The sequence below is a fragment of the Streptomyces sp. NPDC028635 genome (assembly GCF_040637635.1).
In the GTDB taxonomy this organism is placed as follows: domain Bacteria; phylum Actinomycetota; class Actinomycetes; order Streptomycetales; family Streptomycetaceae; genus Streptomyces.
On record NZ_JBEZWX010000041.1, the window covers coordinates 46,888 to 61,657 of the forward strand.

The window sequence follows — 14,770 nt, forward strand, 5'->3', positions numbered from 1 at the left end:
AGGGAGGATCACCATGACGACGTACGTCATCTCCGTGCCGGGGACGTTCACCGGAGCGTCCGGACACGACGTGCGGGACGAGCTGGTGCGCGCGCTGCGCCCGGCCGACCCGCACCGCACGCACCTGGGGGAGCAAGAGGACATCGACATCCTCACCGTCCATGACGACGACACCTTCACCGTCCGCCTCACCGTGGAGGCGGACAGCGGCCCCGAGGCCGAAGGCAAGGCCCGCCGGCTCACCGAGTCCGCGCTGACCGCCGTGGGCCTGGACGACGGCACCGCACCCCTGGGCCCGGCGGTGGTCACGGGCATCGACACGAAGGAGTGAGGCGGCGACCGCTCACGCGGCCCGCCCCGCGAACCCGGGCCCGGACTCCGCGCCAGGCCAGCGCTCTTCACACGTTCGGGTGAAGGTGGGCTCCCCGTCTCCGCTCGCCGCATCGACCGCGGCCGCTCGGGGGATGACCTCGTCAGCGCCGCCCGAGCGGCGGGACGAAGGGAGCCTGCCGCGTGAGCGAGATCGTCTTCGTCGCGGATTTCACCTCCGAGCGCCAATGGGTCGCGGGGCGGTCCTGGGCCTACCCGGACGGCGGCCCCACCAACCCGGGCGACGACAAGCTCGACCATCTCACCGCCGATCCCGCCTACTCCCGCACCGGCACGTTCCGCGCCACGCGCCGGTCCGACGGACTGTGGGACACGGGCCTGCTCACCACGGAGGACAGCGCCGAGGACTTCATGGTCCGCACCGGCGACCGCCTGGAGGCCCGGGTCCGGCTGCCCGTCGGACTCGGCGCCTGGCCGGCGATCTGGACGTGGCGCGACGGCGGCAACGAGGTGGACGCGTTCGAGTACCACCCGGACAATCCCGACCTGCTGGAGCTCACCAACCATGTGCGCCCCGGCGGCGGTTACGTCCACGACGACGCCGTCCGCCCCGGCGAGACGATCGACCTCGCCGTGACGTTCGGCAGACGTGACGTGGTGTGGTGGCTGAACGGCCGCGAGGTGCTCGCCGACGGCCGCGGGGTGGGCTCCCGCTGGCACGCCCACCTGATCGTCAACCTCTCGGTCTGCGCGGGCCGCTACCACCCCCCGCCCGAGCCCACGGCGCGGGAACTGTCGTACGAGGTGGAGAGCCTGGTCGTACGCCGGTGACGAGGGGCGCGGCGATAGGGTGGTGGGCCGCCGACCCAGGAGCTGCCCGTGCCCGCCCGCCCCCGTGTGCTGTTCGTGACCGACCTCGCCTACCCGGCCCGCGGTCGCCGCTACTGCGACGAGGACATCTTCCTCTCCTCACGGCTGCGGGACGACTTCGACATCGCACTGTGCCACCCGCTGGACGCCGCCGCCCTCCTGGACGCCTTCGACGCGGTCGTCGTCCGCAACAGCGGCCCCGTGCTGCACTACCAGAAGGAGTACGACGCCTTCCGCGAGCAGGCGCTCGCCCACGGCACCCGGGTCTACAACCCGCTGACCGGCCGCGGCGACATGGCCGGCAAGCAGTACCTGCTCGACCTCACGGCGGCCGGCTTCCCGGTCATCCCCACCGTCGACCGGCCCGAGGACGTCCCCGCGCTGCCGGACACCGACGCGTACGTGGTCAAGCCGAAGGCGGGCGCGGACTCCATAGGCCTCACCGTGGTGCCCCGGGACGGCCTGGACGACCTGGCCCACGGCGACGTCCTGATCCAGCCCCGCGTCGACTTCCGCCACGAGGTGTCCTTCGTCTACGTCGACGACGCCTTCCAGTACGCCCTGTACGCCCCCGACCCGGCCCGGCGCTGGGTCCTCGAGCCCTACGAGCCCACCGCCGCGGACCTCGCCTTCGCCCGACGCTTCATCGACTGGAACACCCTCTCCCACGGCATCCAGCGGGTGGACGCCTGCCGCACCCAGGAGGGCGAACTGCTGCTGGTGGAGCTGGAGGACCTCAACCCCTACCTGTCTTTGGACCGGGTGGACGAGCCGGTCCGCGACGCCTTCGTCAGCAGCATGACGGCCTCCCTGCGGCATCTGCTCGACTGAGCGGCACGCCGGGCGCTTCAGCCGGGGAAGCGGCCGCGGGACCGCAGTTCCCAGCGGCGCTCGGCGTACGCCAGGTCGTCGCGCCACAGGCGTCCCGACGCCGCGCGCATCAGCGGGCGCAGCAACGGGGCCGCCCGCCGGGCGACGCCGAAGCCACGGCGGTCGGAGGCGGCCAGCACGGCCTCGACGACCGCCGTGCGCGGCCGGCCCTGCTCGTCCACGCCGAGGGGCGTGGCGTGCGTCTCCACGACGGACCCTTCCCCCTCGCCGCGCGTGATGTGCATGACGACCGTGCGTGGTTCGGGAGCGGTGAACACGGCCCGCACCGGCACGACCAGCCGCCCCGCGACCTTGAACGAGACGTCGACGGTGAAGGCGTCCTCGCCGTCCTCGGGGGCGCCGACCACGGTGAGATCGACGAACGAGTAGGGATGGAACCAGGCACCGTGCCACGGGTCCAGACGGTTGGCGAGCACGTCCTCGGGTTCGCAGAGGCCCGTGCCGGTGTAGACGGCCGTCAGCGCGTGCTCGCGCTCGGGGCGCGGGGGCAGGACCGGCGCGTCCGTCGGCGCCTCCCCGCCGGCGGCGTCGAGCCGCACCCACACCAGGACGCCGTCGTCGTGCACCGGCAGCGGCGTCCACCCCGCGTAGGGCCGGCCGTCGAGAGCCAGTCCGTGCCAGTGACACACCAGCGCGCCGCAGCGCACCGGGCTGTCGCGCAGCGGTGCCCCCAGATGCGGGCACATGCCGGGGCCGCCGACGAGCCGGCCGTCGGCGCCGCGCCAGACGACCACCTCCTCACCCGCGACCGTGCGCGCCAGCGGGCGGTCACCGCGCACCGCTTCGGAGGCGCCGACGACGTACCAGTTCCCCGACGGACGTGCCTGGGCGCGCTTCAACGCCTGTGAGATCACCGCGGGTTTGGCCTCGCGCCAGGTGGGCCGCTGCCGGTCCCACGGCACGGGGCTGCGACGCAGCGACAGAGGGATACGGCGGGGGCTCACGCGACCTCCTCCGGGACGGGCCGGCCCGTCCGCACGGGCGTGACGGCCGGCAGGGACGCCGGCGCCGACGGCACCGGGGGGCGGGACCTGCCGCGGGCGCGCAGCCGTGCGAGGGTCACCCGGGCCAGCCCGTCGGCGGCCACCACGGCACGGTGCCGGCGCGGGACCACCGCACGGCGGTGCAGCACGGCGTAACCGTCCCTGGCGACGGCGTCGAGGATGCCGCCGTACAGGACGAACGCGGTGCGGATGCAGGGGCGGGAGACCGGGTCGAGCATGGCGATCCCCGGCGCGGCCTGCCGGTACACGCCCCGCGTGAGTGCCGCGAACTCCTTCAGGGCGGCGGTGATCCGGCGGTCGCGGCTCCCCGAGTCCCGGCTCCAGCGCAGCAGTTCGCGGTCGACGCCGTGGCCGGCGAGCAGGTCGGCCGGCAGATAGACCCGGCCGCGGTCCAGGTCCTCGCCCACGTCCCGCAGGAAGTTGCTCAACTGGAAGGCGACCCCGAGCGCGGCGGCGTGCGGCGCGGCCACCTCGCGCGGTACCACCGTGCCGAGGACCGGCAGCATCTGCAGACCGATCACGGCGGCGGATCCGTGCATGTAGCGGCGCAGATCGGCGTAGGTGGGGTAGTCCGTGACCGTCAGGTCGCAGCGCATCGCGGTCATGAAGTCGCGGAAGTGCGCGTGGTCGATGCCGTAACGGCGGGCGGTGTCGGCGAGGGCGAGGACCACCGGTTCGTCGCTGCGTCCGCCCCGCAACCCCGTGGCCAGGGCCTGGTCGAGCTGTTCCAGTGCCTCGACGCGGACGGCGGTGTCCGCGCCGGGATCGAGCGAGTCGACGATGTCGTCCGCCCAGCGCGCGAAACCGTACAGCGCGTGGACGGCGGGCCTGCGCTCGACGGGCAGCAGCCGGGTGGCGAGGAAGTACGTCTTGCCGTGCCGCGCGTTGAGGGCGCGGCACCGGCGGTACGCCGCGCGCAGCAGCGGGTCGCCGATGCCCGCCGCGTCCAGTTCCCGTTCGGTCATACGGTGGTCTCCTTCGACGGGGCCGGGCGCGTGCCGGCCGGGGTACGGGCCGGTCGGCCGGTGACGCGGGCGGCGGCGAGCTTGCCCGACACGAGCACGGTCGGCACGCCGACGCCCGGGGTGGTGCCGCAGCCGGCGAGGACGGCGTTCTCGGTGCCGCGCACCAGGTTGCGGGGCCGGAACGGGCCGGTCTGGGCGAAGGTGTGGGCCGCGGAGAAGGGCGTACCGGCGGCGTGGCCCTGCGCCTGCCAGGCGGCCGGAGTGACCAGGCACTCCTCCTCGATCGCGTCCCCGATGCCGTCCAGGCCGCGCCGCTCCAGCTCCCGCAGCAGCGTCGCCCGGTAGCGCGGGGCGAGGTCGCCCCACGCGGCGGCGCCCGGGCCGATGTCGGTGTTGGGGCAGGGCGCGAGGATGTAGTGCAGGTGGCGGCCGGGCGGAGCGAGCCCCGGATCGGTCGCGGTGGGGCGGGTGACGAGCAGGGACGGATCGCTCATCAGCCGCCCGGTGCGCGTCAGCTCGTCGAAGGTGCCGCTCCACGCCGCCCCGAACGACAGGGTGTGGTGCGACAGTTGAGGCCAGGTGCGGTCCGTGCCGGCGTGCAGCACCACCGCGGACGGGGAGTGCCGCAGCCGCACCGGACGCCGGGGGCGGCGGCCGAGCAGGCGGTAGGCGACGGGCAGATCCGGGGTGAGGACGACCGCGTCGCAGGGGATGCGCCCTTGTTCGGTGACGACCGCGGTGACCCGCGCGCCGGACCTCTCCAGCCGGGTCACCTCCTGACCGAACCGCAGCTCCGCGCCCGCCGCGGCCGCCGCGTCCGCCATCGCCCGGGGCAGCGCGTGCATCCCGCCCCGCGGGAAGTACACCCCGGCGACGGTGTCCATGTAGGCGATGACGGCATACGCGGCCAGCGCCCGCGCCGGCGGCACGCCCGCGTACAGCGCCTGGAAGGAGAAGACCCGCCGCAGCCGTTCGTCGTCCAGGAAGCGGCCGATGCGGGCGTCGAGGCGGCCGAAGCCGCCGAGCGCCGCCAGCCGGGCCAGGTCGGCGTTGAGCAGGCCGAGGGGCGAGTCGAAGTTGGCGTCGATGAAGCGGCCCATCTGCGCCCGGTACAGCCGCTCCAGCCAGGTCCGCAGCCGCCGGTACCCGGCCGCCTCACGGGCTCCGGCGAAGCGTTCCACCTCCGCCGCCATGGCGTCCGCGCCGGTGTGCACGTCCAGCGTGCTGCCGTCCGCGAAGCACGCCCGGTACGCGGGATGGAGGCCGATCAGCTCCACGCGCCGGTACAGGCTGTCGCCGACGGCGGCGAACGCCTCGTCGGCCAGGTCCGGCATGGTCAGCACGGTGGGCCCGGTGTCGATCTTGTACCCGCCGACTTCGAGGCGGCCGGCCCGGCCGCCGGGCAGCGCGTCCCGTTCCACGACCGTGACCCGGCGCCCGGCGCCCAGCAGGTGCAGGGCCGCCGAGAGCCCGGCGAGGCCGGCCCCCACGACCACGACGTGATCCGTACGACCGGGCAGCCGGCGTGTCATCGTCCGCACTCCCGCCCGGTCAGGTCCGCCGCCCGAGCCGTACCCGCGCCGCCCCCGGCCGCACGCCGGAGCAGTCCCCGCAACCGGCTCCCCGCCTCGGGGTCGAGCGGCGCGCCGTCGAAGTGCCGCAGCCCCCGCGCCACCAGGCGGCCGACCTTCGCCTCGACCACGGCCCGGGCACCCGTCGCCTCCAGGACCTCCCGCACCTGGGCGAGGCCCGCGTCCGTCAGGCCCGTGTCACCGAGCGACCTCTCCAGCACCACCAGAGCGCGGTCGTCGCCGGCCGCCGCCGCCCGCGCCCGGGCCAGCGCCGTCAGATACGTCGGCTTGCCCTCTCGGATGTCCGCGCCGACGCTCTTCCCGGTACGGCCGGGATCACCGAAGACGTCGTCCAGGTCGTCGCGCAACTGGAACGCCATGCCGATACACCGTCCCGCGGCGTCCAGTGCCCGCACCGTGCCGTCCTCGGCACCGGCGAGCGAGGCACCCAGGGCCAGCGGGCGGGCCACCGAGTACAGGGCGCTCTTGAGGCACGCGGTGTGCAGCGCGCGCGCCGGCCCCTGCGCCGAGGTCACCTGGCCGTGCACGTCCAGGTACTGGCCCGCGACCATCTCCGTGCGCATGTCGCTCCACAGCCGCCGCACCGGCCGTACCGCCGGCGCGGGGAGGGCCGTCTCGGCGACCAGGTCGTCCGCCCACGCGAGCGCCAGATCACCGGCCAGGATGCCGGCCGCCTCCCCGAACCGTCCGGCGCGGCCCAAGGGGGCCGACCCGGCGTACCGGGCCCGCAGGTCCTGGTGCAGCGCGGGCCGGCCCCGCCGCAGCACGGCACCGTCCATCACGTCGTCGTGCACCAGGGCGCAGGTCTGCAGCAGTTCCAGCGCCGCACCGACGCGCAGCGCCGCCGCGACGCTCGCCCGGTCGTCGCCGCCGCACGCGCGCGACGACCACCACAGCAGCTGGGACCTGGTGCGCTTGCCGCCGGACCGGGTGAAGTCGGCGACGCGCGCCGCGAGATCGACGGCGAACTGCTCGTCCACGGCGTGCGCGCGGGCGACACGGTCGGCGAGGACGGCGTCCAGGACGCGTCCGACGGCGGCGGGCACATCGGCGTCGACCTGACGCGCGTCACAGGCCTCCGCCGGGCAGGCGGCCCCCGCGCGGTCCGCGTCCGCGGGGCCGCTCGACCCGTCCGGGCGCGTCCGTCCGGGCGATCCCGGCACCGGAAGCAGGCGCGGGACGGGCGGCGGCGCGGCGCCGTGGTGTTCCTTCGCCTGTGTGGGGCTCATCCCGCTTCCTCTCGTCGTGATCGCGATGCACTCGTCGCCACATGCTTCGGCGGGTCCGCCGCACCCGGATGCGCAGCCGGCCGCAGACGTGTGCGCCGCCGGCCGCGCGATGTCCTTTCCCCGTCCGCCGCCGGGGCAACGGCGGACCACCGCACACGAGTGACCCGCATCCGTTCGGGCACACGGGCGGGAACACCGGCAGGCGGGGGAGCGGATCGGGCCCACCCGCGCCCCCGGCAGGCGGGGGAGCGGATCGGGCACACCCGGGATCCCCGCAGGCGGAGGAGCGGATCGGGGACACGGCCGGAACTCCGGCAGGCGGGCGGACGGATGGGTGACACGGCCGGGCACCCCGGCAGGCGGGCGAGCGGGACGCGGTCAGGAGGAGGCGCGGTGCTTCGGGCGGAAGCGGAGGCGGACGTGGCGGTGGTCGGTGCCGGGGCCGCGGGGCTGTCCCTGGCCCACCGCCTGAGCGGGCACACGCCCGGCCGGCGGGCGCCGTCCGTGCTGCTGCTGGACGCCCCGCCCGGCCCGCTGCGCCCGCCGAGCCGCACCTGGTGCTTCTGGGAGCGCGGCCGGGGCCGGTTCGACGACGCCGTCACGGCGAGCTGGGACCGGCTGCGGGTGCGTCCGCCCGCGGCCGCCCCGATCGAGGACGGCCTCGCGCCCCTGCGCTACAAGATGATCCGCTCCGACGACTTCGAGGACCTGGTCGGCCGGGACCTGGCGCACAGCCCCAACGTGCGCCGGCTCCAGGCCACCGTGGAGACGGTGGAGGACGTCACCGGCGGCGCCCGCGTGCACCTGCGGGACGCCGACGGCGCCCACCGCGTCCTGCACACCCGCTGGGTCCTCGACTCCCGCCCCCTGGGCAGCCTGCCGGCCGCGCGCACCACCCTGCTCCAGCACTTCCACGGCTGGTTCGTCCGCACGTCCCGGCCGGCCTTCGACCCCGCCGTCGCCGACCTGATGGACTTCCGCACCCCGCAGCCCGCCGACGGCCTGTCCTTCGGCTACGTCCTGCCCACCGGACCGTGCGAGGCGCTCGTCGAGTACACCGAGTTCTCACCGCGGACCCTGACCGCGGACGGCTACGAGGCGGCGGTACGGCACTACGCCGACGACATCCTGCGCCTCGGCGAGCGGGAGGTCCTCGCCACCGAGACCGGCGTCATCCCGATGACGGACGCCCCGATCGCCCGGCAGACCGGCGCGTCCGTCTTCCGTATCGGCGCCGCCGGGGGCGCCACCCGCCCCGCGACCGGGTACACCTTCGCCGGCCTGCAACGCCAGACACGGGCCGTCGCCGCCGCGCTGCGCGCAGGGCGCCGCCCGCTGCCGCCGCCCGCCCACTCCGCGCGCTCCCGTGCCATGGACGCCGTACTGCTGCGTGCCCTAGCCAGCGGCCGCGTCGACGGGCCGGCGCTGTTCAGCCGGCTCTTCGCCCGGGTCCCCATGGCCCGGCTGCTGCGCTTCCTCGACGGGGACACCCGCCTGCACGAGGACCTCGCCATCGGCCTGCGCACCCCGGTCCGCCCCATGCTCCACAGCGCCCTCGAGCTTCCTTCCCTGCCCCGCCGTCCCTTCGACTGACGCCCCGACAGCAGCCCCCTTCGGCCCCTGGAGACCGCATGACCCTGCTGCGCGACGAGGACCTCGCCGCCGCCTTCGACCACGCCTCCCGCAGCTACGACGCGTTGGTGGCCGCCAACCCCGGCTACCACGCCCACCTGCGGCGCTCGGTGCGCCGGCTCGGCCTGCCCGGGCACGGTCAAGGACTGCGCCTGCTCGACCTCGGCTGCGGCACCGGCGCCTCGACCGCCGCGCTGCGCTCCGCCCTGCCCGCCGCGGACATCACCGCCGTCGACGCCTCCGCCGGCATGCTGGAACGGGCCGCCGCCAAGCCCTGGGCGGACGGCGTGACCTTCGTCCACGCGCCGGCTGAACGTCTGGCCGAGGCGGGCGTCACGGGACCGTTCGACGCGGTCTTCGCGGCCTACCTGCTGCGCAACGTCGACGACCCCGACGCCGTGCTGGCGGGAGTGCGCGAGCTGCTGGCGCCCGGCGGACGGCTCGGTGTGCACGAGTACACCCTCAGCGGACGGGCCGTGGACCGCGCGGTGTGGACCCTGGTGTGCCGCGGCGTCGTCCAGCCCGCGGGGGCCGTCCTCGGCGACGGCGCCCTCTACCGTCACCTGTGGCGCAGTGTCGTCGACTTCGACACCGCCGGCCGCTTCGCGGACCGTTTGCGCACGGCCGGCTTCGACCACGTGCGGACCCTGCCGCTGCCCGGCTGGCAGACCGGCATCACCCACACCTTCGTCGCACGACGCCCCAAGGACACACGATGACCGGCGACCACCGCACCACCGGGGACACGGCAGCGGGCGGCGACCGGCGGACAACCGGGGGACCGTCGGCGGACAGCGACCGGCGGACGACCGGGGACGCGGCAGCGGGCGGCGACCGGCGGACAACCGGGGGAGCGTCGGCGGACAGCGACCGGCGGACGACCGGGGACGCGGCAGCGGCCAAGGGCCGCGCAGTGCCCGGCGGTCGCCCGGTCTCCCGTCCGGCGGCCGCCCGGCGAGGGCGGGACCGGCGCGCACGCGTCCTGCCCGGCCCCCAGGGGAGGCGGCGCGCCGACGGCGTCCGCCCCACGGCGGCGGTCGTCGGCGGCGGCATCGCCGGGCTGGCGGCGGCCACGGCCCTGGCCGAACGCGGCGTGGCCGTCACCCTGTACGAACGCCGGCCCTACCTCGGCGGGCGCGTCGGCGGCTGGCCCACCCGCCTGTCCGACGGCACCCCGGTGACGATGAGCCGGGGCTTCCACGCCTTCTTCCGCCAGTACTACAACCTGCGCGGACTGCTGCGCCGTACCGACCCCGCGCTGGAGCGGCTCACCGGCCTGCCGGACTATCCGCTGCTGCACGCCGGCGGGGCCACGGACGGCTTCCGGCGTGTCCCGCGCACCCCGCCGTTCAGCGCGCTCGGCTTCGCCCTGCTCAGCCCGTCCTTCGGGCTGCGCGACCTGCGGGCCCTGGACCCGGTCGCGGCGCTGCCCCTGTTCGACGTGCGCGTGCCCGACGTGTACACCCGCCTCGACGACATCAGCGCCCACGACTTCCTGGACGCCGTCCGCTTCCCGGACCGGGCCCGCCACCTGGCCTTCGAGGTGTTCTCGCGCAGCTTCTTCGCCGACCCGCGCGCGCTGTCGGCGGCCGAGCTGGCGCTGATGTTCCACATCTACTTCCTCGGCTCCGCCGAGGGCCTGCTGTTCGACGTGCCCCGCGCGCCCTTCCCGGCCGCCCTGTGGAACCCGCTCGCCGACTACCTGCGGCGGCACGGCGCCGCGGTACGCACCGGCACAGCCGTCGACCACGTGGCACCCGTGCGGGACGGCGGCCACCGCATCACCACCGACCAGGACGAGACGCACCACGACGGCGTCGTCCTCGCCCTCGACACCGCCGGACTGCGCTCCCTCGTCGGCCGCTCGGACCGGCTGGGCGACGCCCCCTGGCGGGAGCGGATCGCACGGCTGCGCACCGCCCCGCCGTTCCTGGTCACCCGCCTGTGGCTGGACCGGCCCGTCGCCGCCGACCGGCCGGGCTTCCTCGGCACCAGCGGGTTCGGCACCCTCGACAACGTCAGCGTCCTGGAACGCTGGGAGGACGAGGCCGCCCGCTGGGCCGCGCGCACCGGAGGGTCGGTGGTGGAACTCCACGCCTACGCGGTCCACCCCGAGGCGGCCCGCGACGTCGAGGAGAAGCGCATCGTCGAACAGCTGCACAGGATCTACCCGGAGACACGCGCCGCCACGGTCGTCGACAGCCGCCACGAGTGGCGCGAGGACTGCCCGCTCTTCCCCGTGGGCGGCTACGGCGACCGCCCCACCGTGCGCACCCCCGACCCGCGCCTGGCGGTGGCCGGCGACCTGGTGCGCACCGACCTCCCGGTGGCGCTGATGGAACGGGCGGCGACGACCGGCTTCCAGGCCGCCAACGTCCTGCTGCGGCAATGGGGTCTGCGGGGCCAGACCCTCTGGACGGTCCCGGACCGCGGCCGCAACGCCGCGCTGCGCGGGCTGGCGCGATGGGTGAGCGGATGAGGGAGGCGGCCTGAGGGCGGGACGGCGCCTTGTACAGTCCGCTCCCATGGGCACGGACATCGACGGAGTGATCGAGTGCCGCGCGCACGGGCAGGGGTGGCGGGTCGAGTGCGACGTGCTCGACCTGCGGCTGGGACGCCACTACGACGCGTGGGGATGTCTCTTCGCCGTCCACGGATCGGAGGACATCGACAGACCGCTCTTCGCGGACCGCGGACTGCCGGACGACGTCTGCGACGTGGTGCGGGAAACCTCCGGCGGCGACTGGCAGCACGGACACACCTACGCCACCTGGGCCGACGTCAAGGCGGCTGACTGGGAGGCTCCGGTGATCGACGGGCCCGCCCGGTACTGGGCCGCCGAGTGGCGGGAGGGCGGCCACGGACTCGTCCTCCACGACGTCGTCCGGGCCACGCCCGACCTGGCGGACGCGGCGGCGGACACCTTCGGCGGGCACGTCCTGCTCGTCCCCGCCGAGTGGCCGCCGGGCGGCGAGGTCCGGCTGGACGGCGTGGTGTACCGCCCCGTCGTCCTCACGGCCCGGATGCTCGCGCCGCCGGACGAGGAGCCGTGGGACCGGCTCTGGCGGACCATGCGCGACCTCGCCGCCGTCCACGGGGACGACGACGTGCGGCTGGTCGTGTGGTTCGGATGACGGGTCGTCCGGTCCGGAGGACGGGCCCGGCCGGCGGCCGCGGCCCGTCGGCGTGGCCGGCGGTTCTCAACCCGCCGACCGGGCGGCGTGGGCGCGCACGTCGCCGCCCCGGGTCCTGAGCGGCACGCCCGCTTCCCCGAGCACGCGGTGCACGAAGCCGTACGAGCGGCCGTGGGCCTCCGCTATCGCGCGGATCGAGCGCCCCTCCTCGTACTCCTTCTTCATCACCTCGGCCAGCTCCCTGCGCGCCGCACCCGTGATCCACTTCCGCTTGTCCACGACGATCTCCTCTCGCGACGTCGGACGTGATCACCGGTTGCCCACAGCGGCGGGATCCATGTCGCCGATCCGGCGCCGGGCCCCGGCTAGAACGCGTACCGGATCCGCAGCCAGGGTGCGTGCGCGGCGACGAGCCCGCGGAGGGTGTCCACCGCCTGCGCCTTGACGCCGTTGCGGTAACGGACGTTCAGTGCGCCGTTCTGCGAGCGTTTGGCCTGCTGGAGGCCGGGCTGCCAGAGCAGTTCCTCGCCCTGGGGGTGCCAGCCGAGGTTGACCTCGTGCAGGTCCTCGTTGTGGGTCAGCATGATCACCTCGGCCGCCGCCTGCCGCTTCACCGCCTCCGGCAGCACGTCGTCGAGCTGCCTCAGCAACTCGGCCCACGCCGCCTGCCAGCCGGGGCGCAGCACGACGGGGGAGAGGTTGAAATGCACCTCGTATCCCGCCTCGAGGAAATCCCCGGCGGCCGCTACGCGGTCGGCGACCGGCGAGGTGCGCAGGTCCAGGAGGCGGGAGTCCTCCGCCGGCATCACGGAGAACCGGATCCGGGTTCGGCCGCGCGGGTCGTAGGCCAGCAGGTCGGGGTTGACGAACTTGGTCGCGAAGGACGCCTTGGCCGTGGGCCAGTGCCGGAAGGCGCGCACCAGGTCGGCGGTGTTGTCGCAGATCAGGGCGTCCACCGAGCAGTCGCCGTTCTCCCCGATGTCGTAGACCCAGGCGGTGTCGTCGCACTGATTCGGCTCGGGCTTCCTGCCCTGGCGCGCGATGTGCCGGCCGAGGTGGGCGATGATCCGGTCGATGTTGGTGAAGACGGTGATCGGATTGGCGTACCCCTTGCGGCGCGGCACGTAGCAGTACGCGCAGGCCATGGCGCAGCCGTTGGAGGGACCCGGGGCGATCCAGTCGGCCGAGCGGCCGTTGGGGCGGGTGGTGAGCGTCTTCTTCTCGCCGAGGACCAGGGTCTCGCCCTTGACGCGGACCCAGCGCTCGACGTTGCCCTCGTTGCCGTGCAGGCCGGGGATGCCCCAGTGGGACGCCACCTCGATCACGCGGGCCTGCGGGAACCGGTCCAGGATCTGCCGGCCACGCGGGGAGGCGGCGGCGGCCGGCTCGGCGTAGATCTGCCGCACGGGCAGCAGCCTGCGGGCCGTGACGCCGCGCCGGAACGTGCCGGCTGCGGAGCCGGTGTCCCGGTCGGGCCGAGCGGCGCCCGGCGCGCCCAGGGCGTCCAGGCCGAACAGGGCGTCGGAGCCGTTGTCCGGTGCGGCGTGGGTCATCGAGGGGCTCCGGGAGGTGGCTCGGCCGCTGCGGCGCGTGGGTGTCGGTGCTGGTCGGTCCACTGTATGACCGTCCCGCGCGGGGTGCGGCGCCATGGGGTCGCCCGTGGGGCCGTCCTCCGGGTGGTGCGGCGCCAGACGGTCACGCGGGGGTGGGGCAGCGCCGTGCGCGCGGCGCCCGGCTCGGCCCGCCGCGCCGCCTCGCCCAGCCCGATCGCCCCGCCCCGGCAGTGCCGGGCTGAACCCGCGACGCGCGGGTAGACGCGCGGGTGGACGAGCGCCACGAACCCGGGACGGCGGCCCGCCGTCCCGGGCCCCGACGGACGACAAGACGGACGACCGGACGGATTGACCAGACGGACCACAAGGAGTGTCATGGCCGGAGTGATGGAGCGGATCAAGCAGTTCGCGCGCAGCCCGCAGGGGCGCCGCACGATGGAGGAGATACGGCGCCAGGCCGCGGACCCGCGCCGGCGCGCCCAGGCCCAGCGCCTGCTCGAGCGGTTCCGCTCCCGCCGGTGACGCGGACGCGCCGGGAGTGTCGGCGGTCACGTGTGCCGTAGGCTGGGGGCATGACTCGCCCAACGCCGGGTAACGGCCCGACAAGGACGGCCCGGGGGTACGGAGCGGGCCGGCACGATCAGGGAGGGTTCGAGATGGCGATGCGCGTCGGCACGACGACGGACACCGGCACACCACTGCCGCAGATCACCGACCCGCAGAAGATCGCCCCTCAGGACGCCCGCACCCTCACCCAGCTGTTCCTTCAACGGCTCGCGGTGCTCGAGGAGGGCACCGCCGAGTACCAGTACGCCCGCAACACGCTCATCGAGATGAACATGTCGCTGGTGCGCTACGCCGCCGGCCGGTTCCGCAGCGGGAACGGCCAGACGATGGAGGACGTCGTCCAGGTCGGCGTCATCGGGCTGATCAAGGCCATCGACCGGTTCGAGGTCTCCCGCGAGGTGCAGTTCACCAGCTTCGCCGTGCCGTACATCGTCGGCGAGATCAAGCGGTTCTTCCGTGACACCTCCTGGGCCGTGCACGTGCCGCGCCGTCTGCAGGAGGCCCGCGCCGAACTGGCCAAGGCCACCGAGGAACTCCACACCCGGCTCGGCCGCGCGCCCCGGGTCGCCGAGCTGGCGGCGCTGATGAACCTCAGCGAGGACGAGGTCGTCGAGGCGCAGATCGCGGCGAACGGATTCACCTCCGCCTCCCTCGACGCGAGCATCAGCCAGGATCCCGACGACCACGAGACCGCGCTGGCCGAGGTCATCGGCGTGGAGGACCCGGCCTTCGAACTCGTCGAGAACTTCCACACCCTGGCCCCGCTCATCGCCGAACTCGGCGAGCGGGACCGCCTGATCCTCCATCTGCGGTTCGTCGAGGAGCAGACGCAGGCGCAGATCGGGGAGCGGCTGAACATCTCCCAGATGCACGTCTCCCGGCTGATCTCCCGCATCGTCGCCGGGCTGCGCTCGCGGATGCTGGTCACTCACTGAGCCAGGGCTGAACTCCCCGGGGCGGGGGTGCCGGCCGCTACGAGCACGCCCTCGGTCTCCTCCCCGGC

The 14,770-nt window shown here is 74.9% G+C and carries 15 protein-coding genes; 9 read left to right on the top strand and 6 right to left on the bottom strand.

What is annotated here, in order from left to right; translation table 11 throughout:
• The first annotated feature begins 13 nt into the window (after window positions 1-13).
• From AB0E88_RS30280 to AB0E88_RS30290, 3 genes are all read left to right on the top strand, one after another.
• Window positions 14-331, top strand: coding sequence for a hypothetical protein (locus tag AB0E88_RS30280; RefSeq protein ID WP_361637222.1), 318 nt, complete (start codon window positions 14-16; stop codon window positions 329-331).
• A 182-nt stretch (window positions 332-513) separates the two neighbouring features.
• Entirely contained in the window at window positions 514-1,161 is a 648-nt protein-coding gene (locus tag AB0E88_RS30285; RefSeq protein WP_361637224.1) for a beta-glucanase, read from the top strand.
• Window positions 1,162-1,209: 48 nt separating this feature from the next.
• Window positions 1,210-2,031 (top strand): hypothetical protein, encoded by an 822-nt coding sequence (locus AB0E88_RS30290; RefSeq protein WP_361637227.1) that lies wholly within the window; start codon window positions 1,210-1,212, stop codon window positions 2,029-2,031.
• Between the two features lie 17 nt (window positions 2,032-2,048).
• Here the strand turns inward: AB0E88_RS30290 and AB0E88_RS30295 are convergent, their stop codons facing one another.
• From AB0E88_RS30295 to AB0E88_RS30310, 4 genes are read right to left on the bottom strand one after another with little or no spacing between them, the layout of a single operon-like run.
• The gene (locus AB0E88_RS30295; protein ID WP_361637230.1) at window positions 2,049-3,035 is read right to left on the bottom strand and encodes a DUF5914 domain-containing protein; all 987 of its coding nucleotides are present in this window, start codon (window positions 3,033-3,035) and stop codon (window positions 2,049-2,051) included.
• Entirely contained in the window at window positions 3,032-4,060 is a 1,029-nt protein-coding gene (locus AB0E88_RS30300) for a phytoene/squalene synthase family protein (protein WP_361637233.1), read from the bottom strand. Before AB0E88_RS30300 ends, AB0E88_RS30295 begins: the two co-directional genes overlap by 4 nt.
• Window positions 4,057-5,592: a phytoene desaturase family protein gene (gene crtI / locus AB0E88_RS30305; protein WP_361637235.1), complete on the bottom strand. Its 1,536-nt coding sequence runs from the start codon at window positions 5,590-5,592 to the stop codon at window positions 4,057-4,059. The genes AB0E88_RS30300 and crtI overlap by 4 nt, the downstream gene beginning before the upstream one ends.
• On the bottom strand, window positions 5,589-6,881 hold the full coding sequence (locus AB0E88_RS30310) for a polyprenyl synthetase family protein (RefSeq protein WP_361637238.1): 1,293 nt from the start codon (window positions 6,879-6,881) through the stop codon (window positions 5,589-5,591). The genes crtI and AB0E88_RS30310 overlap by 4 nt, the downstream gene beginning before the upstream one ends.
• Before the next feature lie 393 nt (window positions 6,882-7,274).
• On the opposite strand from AB0E88_RS30310, the gene AB0E88_RS30315 reads away from it, so the two are divergent.
• From AB0E88_RS30315 to AB0E88_RS30330, 4 genes are read left to right on the top strand one after another with little or no spacing between them, the layout of a single operon-like run.
• A complete protein-coding gene (locus tag AB0E88_RS30315) occupies window positions 7,275-8,474 on the top strand; it encodes a lycopene cyclase family protein (protein WP_361637240.1) in 1,200 nt (399 codons plus the stop codon).
• 38 nt (window positions 8,475-8,512) lie between these two features.
• Window positions 8,513-9,232 (top strand): class I SAM-dependent methyltransferase, encoded by a 720-nt coding sequence (locus tag AB0E88_RS30320; RefSeq protein WP_361637242.1) that lies wholly within the window; start codon window positions 8,513-8,515, stop codon window positions 9,230-9,232.
• Window positions 9,229-10,992, top strand: a complete 1,764-nt coding sequence (locus AB0E88_RS30325) for an FAD-dependent oxidoreductase (RefSeq protein ID WP_361637245.1) — start codon at window positions 9,229-9,231, stop codon at window positions 10,990-10,992. Before AB0E88_RS30320 ends, AB0E88_RS30325 begins: the two co-directional genes overlap by 4 nt.
• Window positions 10,993-11,038: 46 nt before the next feature.
• Window positions 11,039-11,647, top strand: a complete 609-nt coding sequence (locus AB0E88_RS30330; protein ID WP_361637248.1) for a hypothetical protein — start codon at window positions 11,039-11,041, stop codon at window positions 11,645-11,647.
• Window positions 11,648-11,713: 66 nt separating this feature from the next.
• On the opposite strand, the gene AB0E88_RS30335 is transcribed toward AB0E88_RS30330, so the two are convergent.
• Entirely contained in the window at window positions 11,714-11,926 is a 213-nt protein-coding gene (locus AB0E88_RS30335) for a helix-turn-helix domain-containing protein (protein ID WP_361637251.1), read from the bottom strand.
• Between the two features lie 86 nt (window positions 11,927-12,012).
• On the bottom strand, window positions 12,013-13,200 hold the full coding sequence (locus tag AB0E88_RS30340) for a spore photoproduct lyase family protein (RefSeq protein WP_361637253.1): 1,188 nt from the start codon (window positions 13,198-13,200) through the stop codon (window positions 12,013-12,015).
• 375 nt (window positions 13,201-13,575) lie between these two features.
• Between AB0E88_RS30340 and AB0E88_RS30345 the strand changes: the two genes are divergently transcribed.
• Together AB0E88_RS30345 and AB0E88_RS30350 are read left to right on the top strand one after the other, a co-directional pair.
• Entirely contained in the window at window positions 13,576-13,722 is a 147-nt protein-coding gene (locus AB0E88_RS30345; protein WP_361637256.1) for a hypothetical protein, read from the top strand.
• Between the two features lie 140 nt (window positions 13,723-13,862).
• Complete coding sequence (locus tag AB0E88_RS30350; protein WP_361637269.1) at window positions 13,863-14,702, top strand: SigB/SigF/SigG family RNA polymerase sigma factor; 840 nt, start codon at window positions 13,863-13,865, stop codon at window positions 14,700-14,702.
• Window positions 14,703-14,770: the final 68 nt, after the last annotated feature.

What these genes read in the sequence shown, in the direction of transcription:
- AB0E88_RS30330 (WP_361637248.1), top strand. Translation starts at nt 11,039, where the DNA reads ATGGGCACGGACATCGACGGAGTGATCGAGTGCCGCGCGCACGGGCAG.
- AB0E88_RS30310 (WP_361637238.1), bottom strand. Translation starts at nt 6,881, where the DNA reads ATGAGCCCCACACAGGCGAAGGAACACCACGGCGCCGCGCCGCCGCCC.
- AB0E88_RS30345 (WP_361637256.1), top strand. Translation starts at nt 13,576, where the DNA reads ATGGCCGGAGTGATGGAGCGGATCAAGCAGTTCGCGCGCAGCCCGCAG.
- AB0E88_RS30320 (WP_361637242.1), top strand. Translation starts at nt 8,513, where the DNA reads ATGACCCTGCTGCGCGACGAGGACCTCGCCGCCGCCTTCGACCACGCC.
- AB0E88_RS30350 (WP_361637269.1), top strand. Translation starts at nt 13,863, where the DNA reads ATGCGCGTCGGCACGACGACGGACACCGGCACACCACTGCCGCAGATC.
- AB0E88_RS30280 (WP_361637222.1), top strand. Translation starts at nt 14, where the DNA reads ATGACGACGTACGTCATCTCCGTGCCGGGGACGTTCACCGGAGCGTCC.
- AB0E88_RS30300 (WP_361637233.1), bottom strand. Translation starts at nt 4,060, where the DNA reads ATGACCGAACGGGAACTGGACGCGGCGGGCATCGGCGACCCGCTGCTG.
- crtI (WP_361637235.1), bottom strand. Translation starts at nt 5,592, where the DNA reads ATGACACGCCGGCTGCCCGGTCGTACGGATCACGTCGTGGTCGTGGGG.
- AB0E88_RS30340 (WP_361637253.1), bottom strand. Translation starts at nt 13,200, where the DNA reads ATGACCCACGCCGCACCGGACAACGGCTCCGACGCCCTGTTCGGCCTG.
- AB0E88_RS30325 (WP_361637245.1), top strand. Translation starts at nt 9,229, where the DNA reads ATGACCGGCGACCACCGCACCACCGGGGACACGGCAGCGGGCGGCGAC.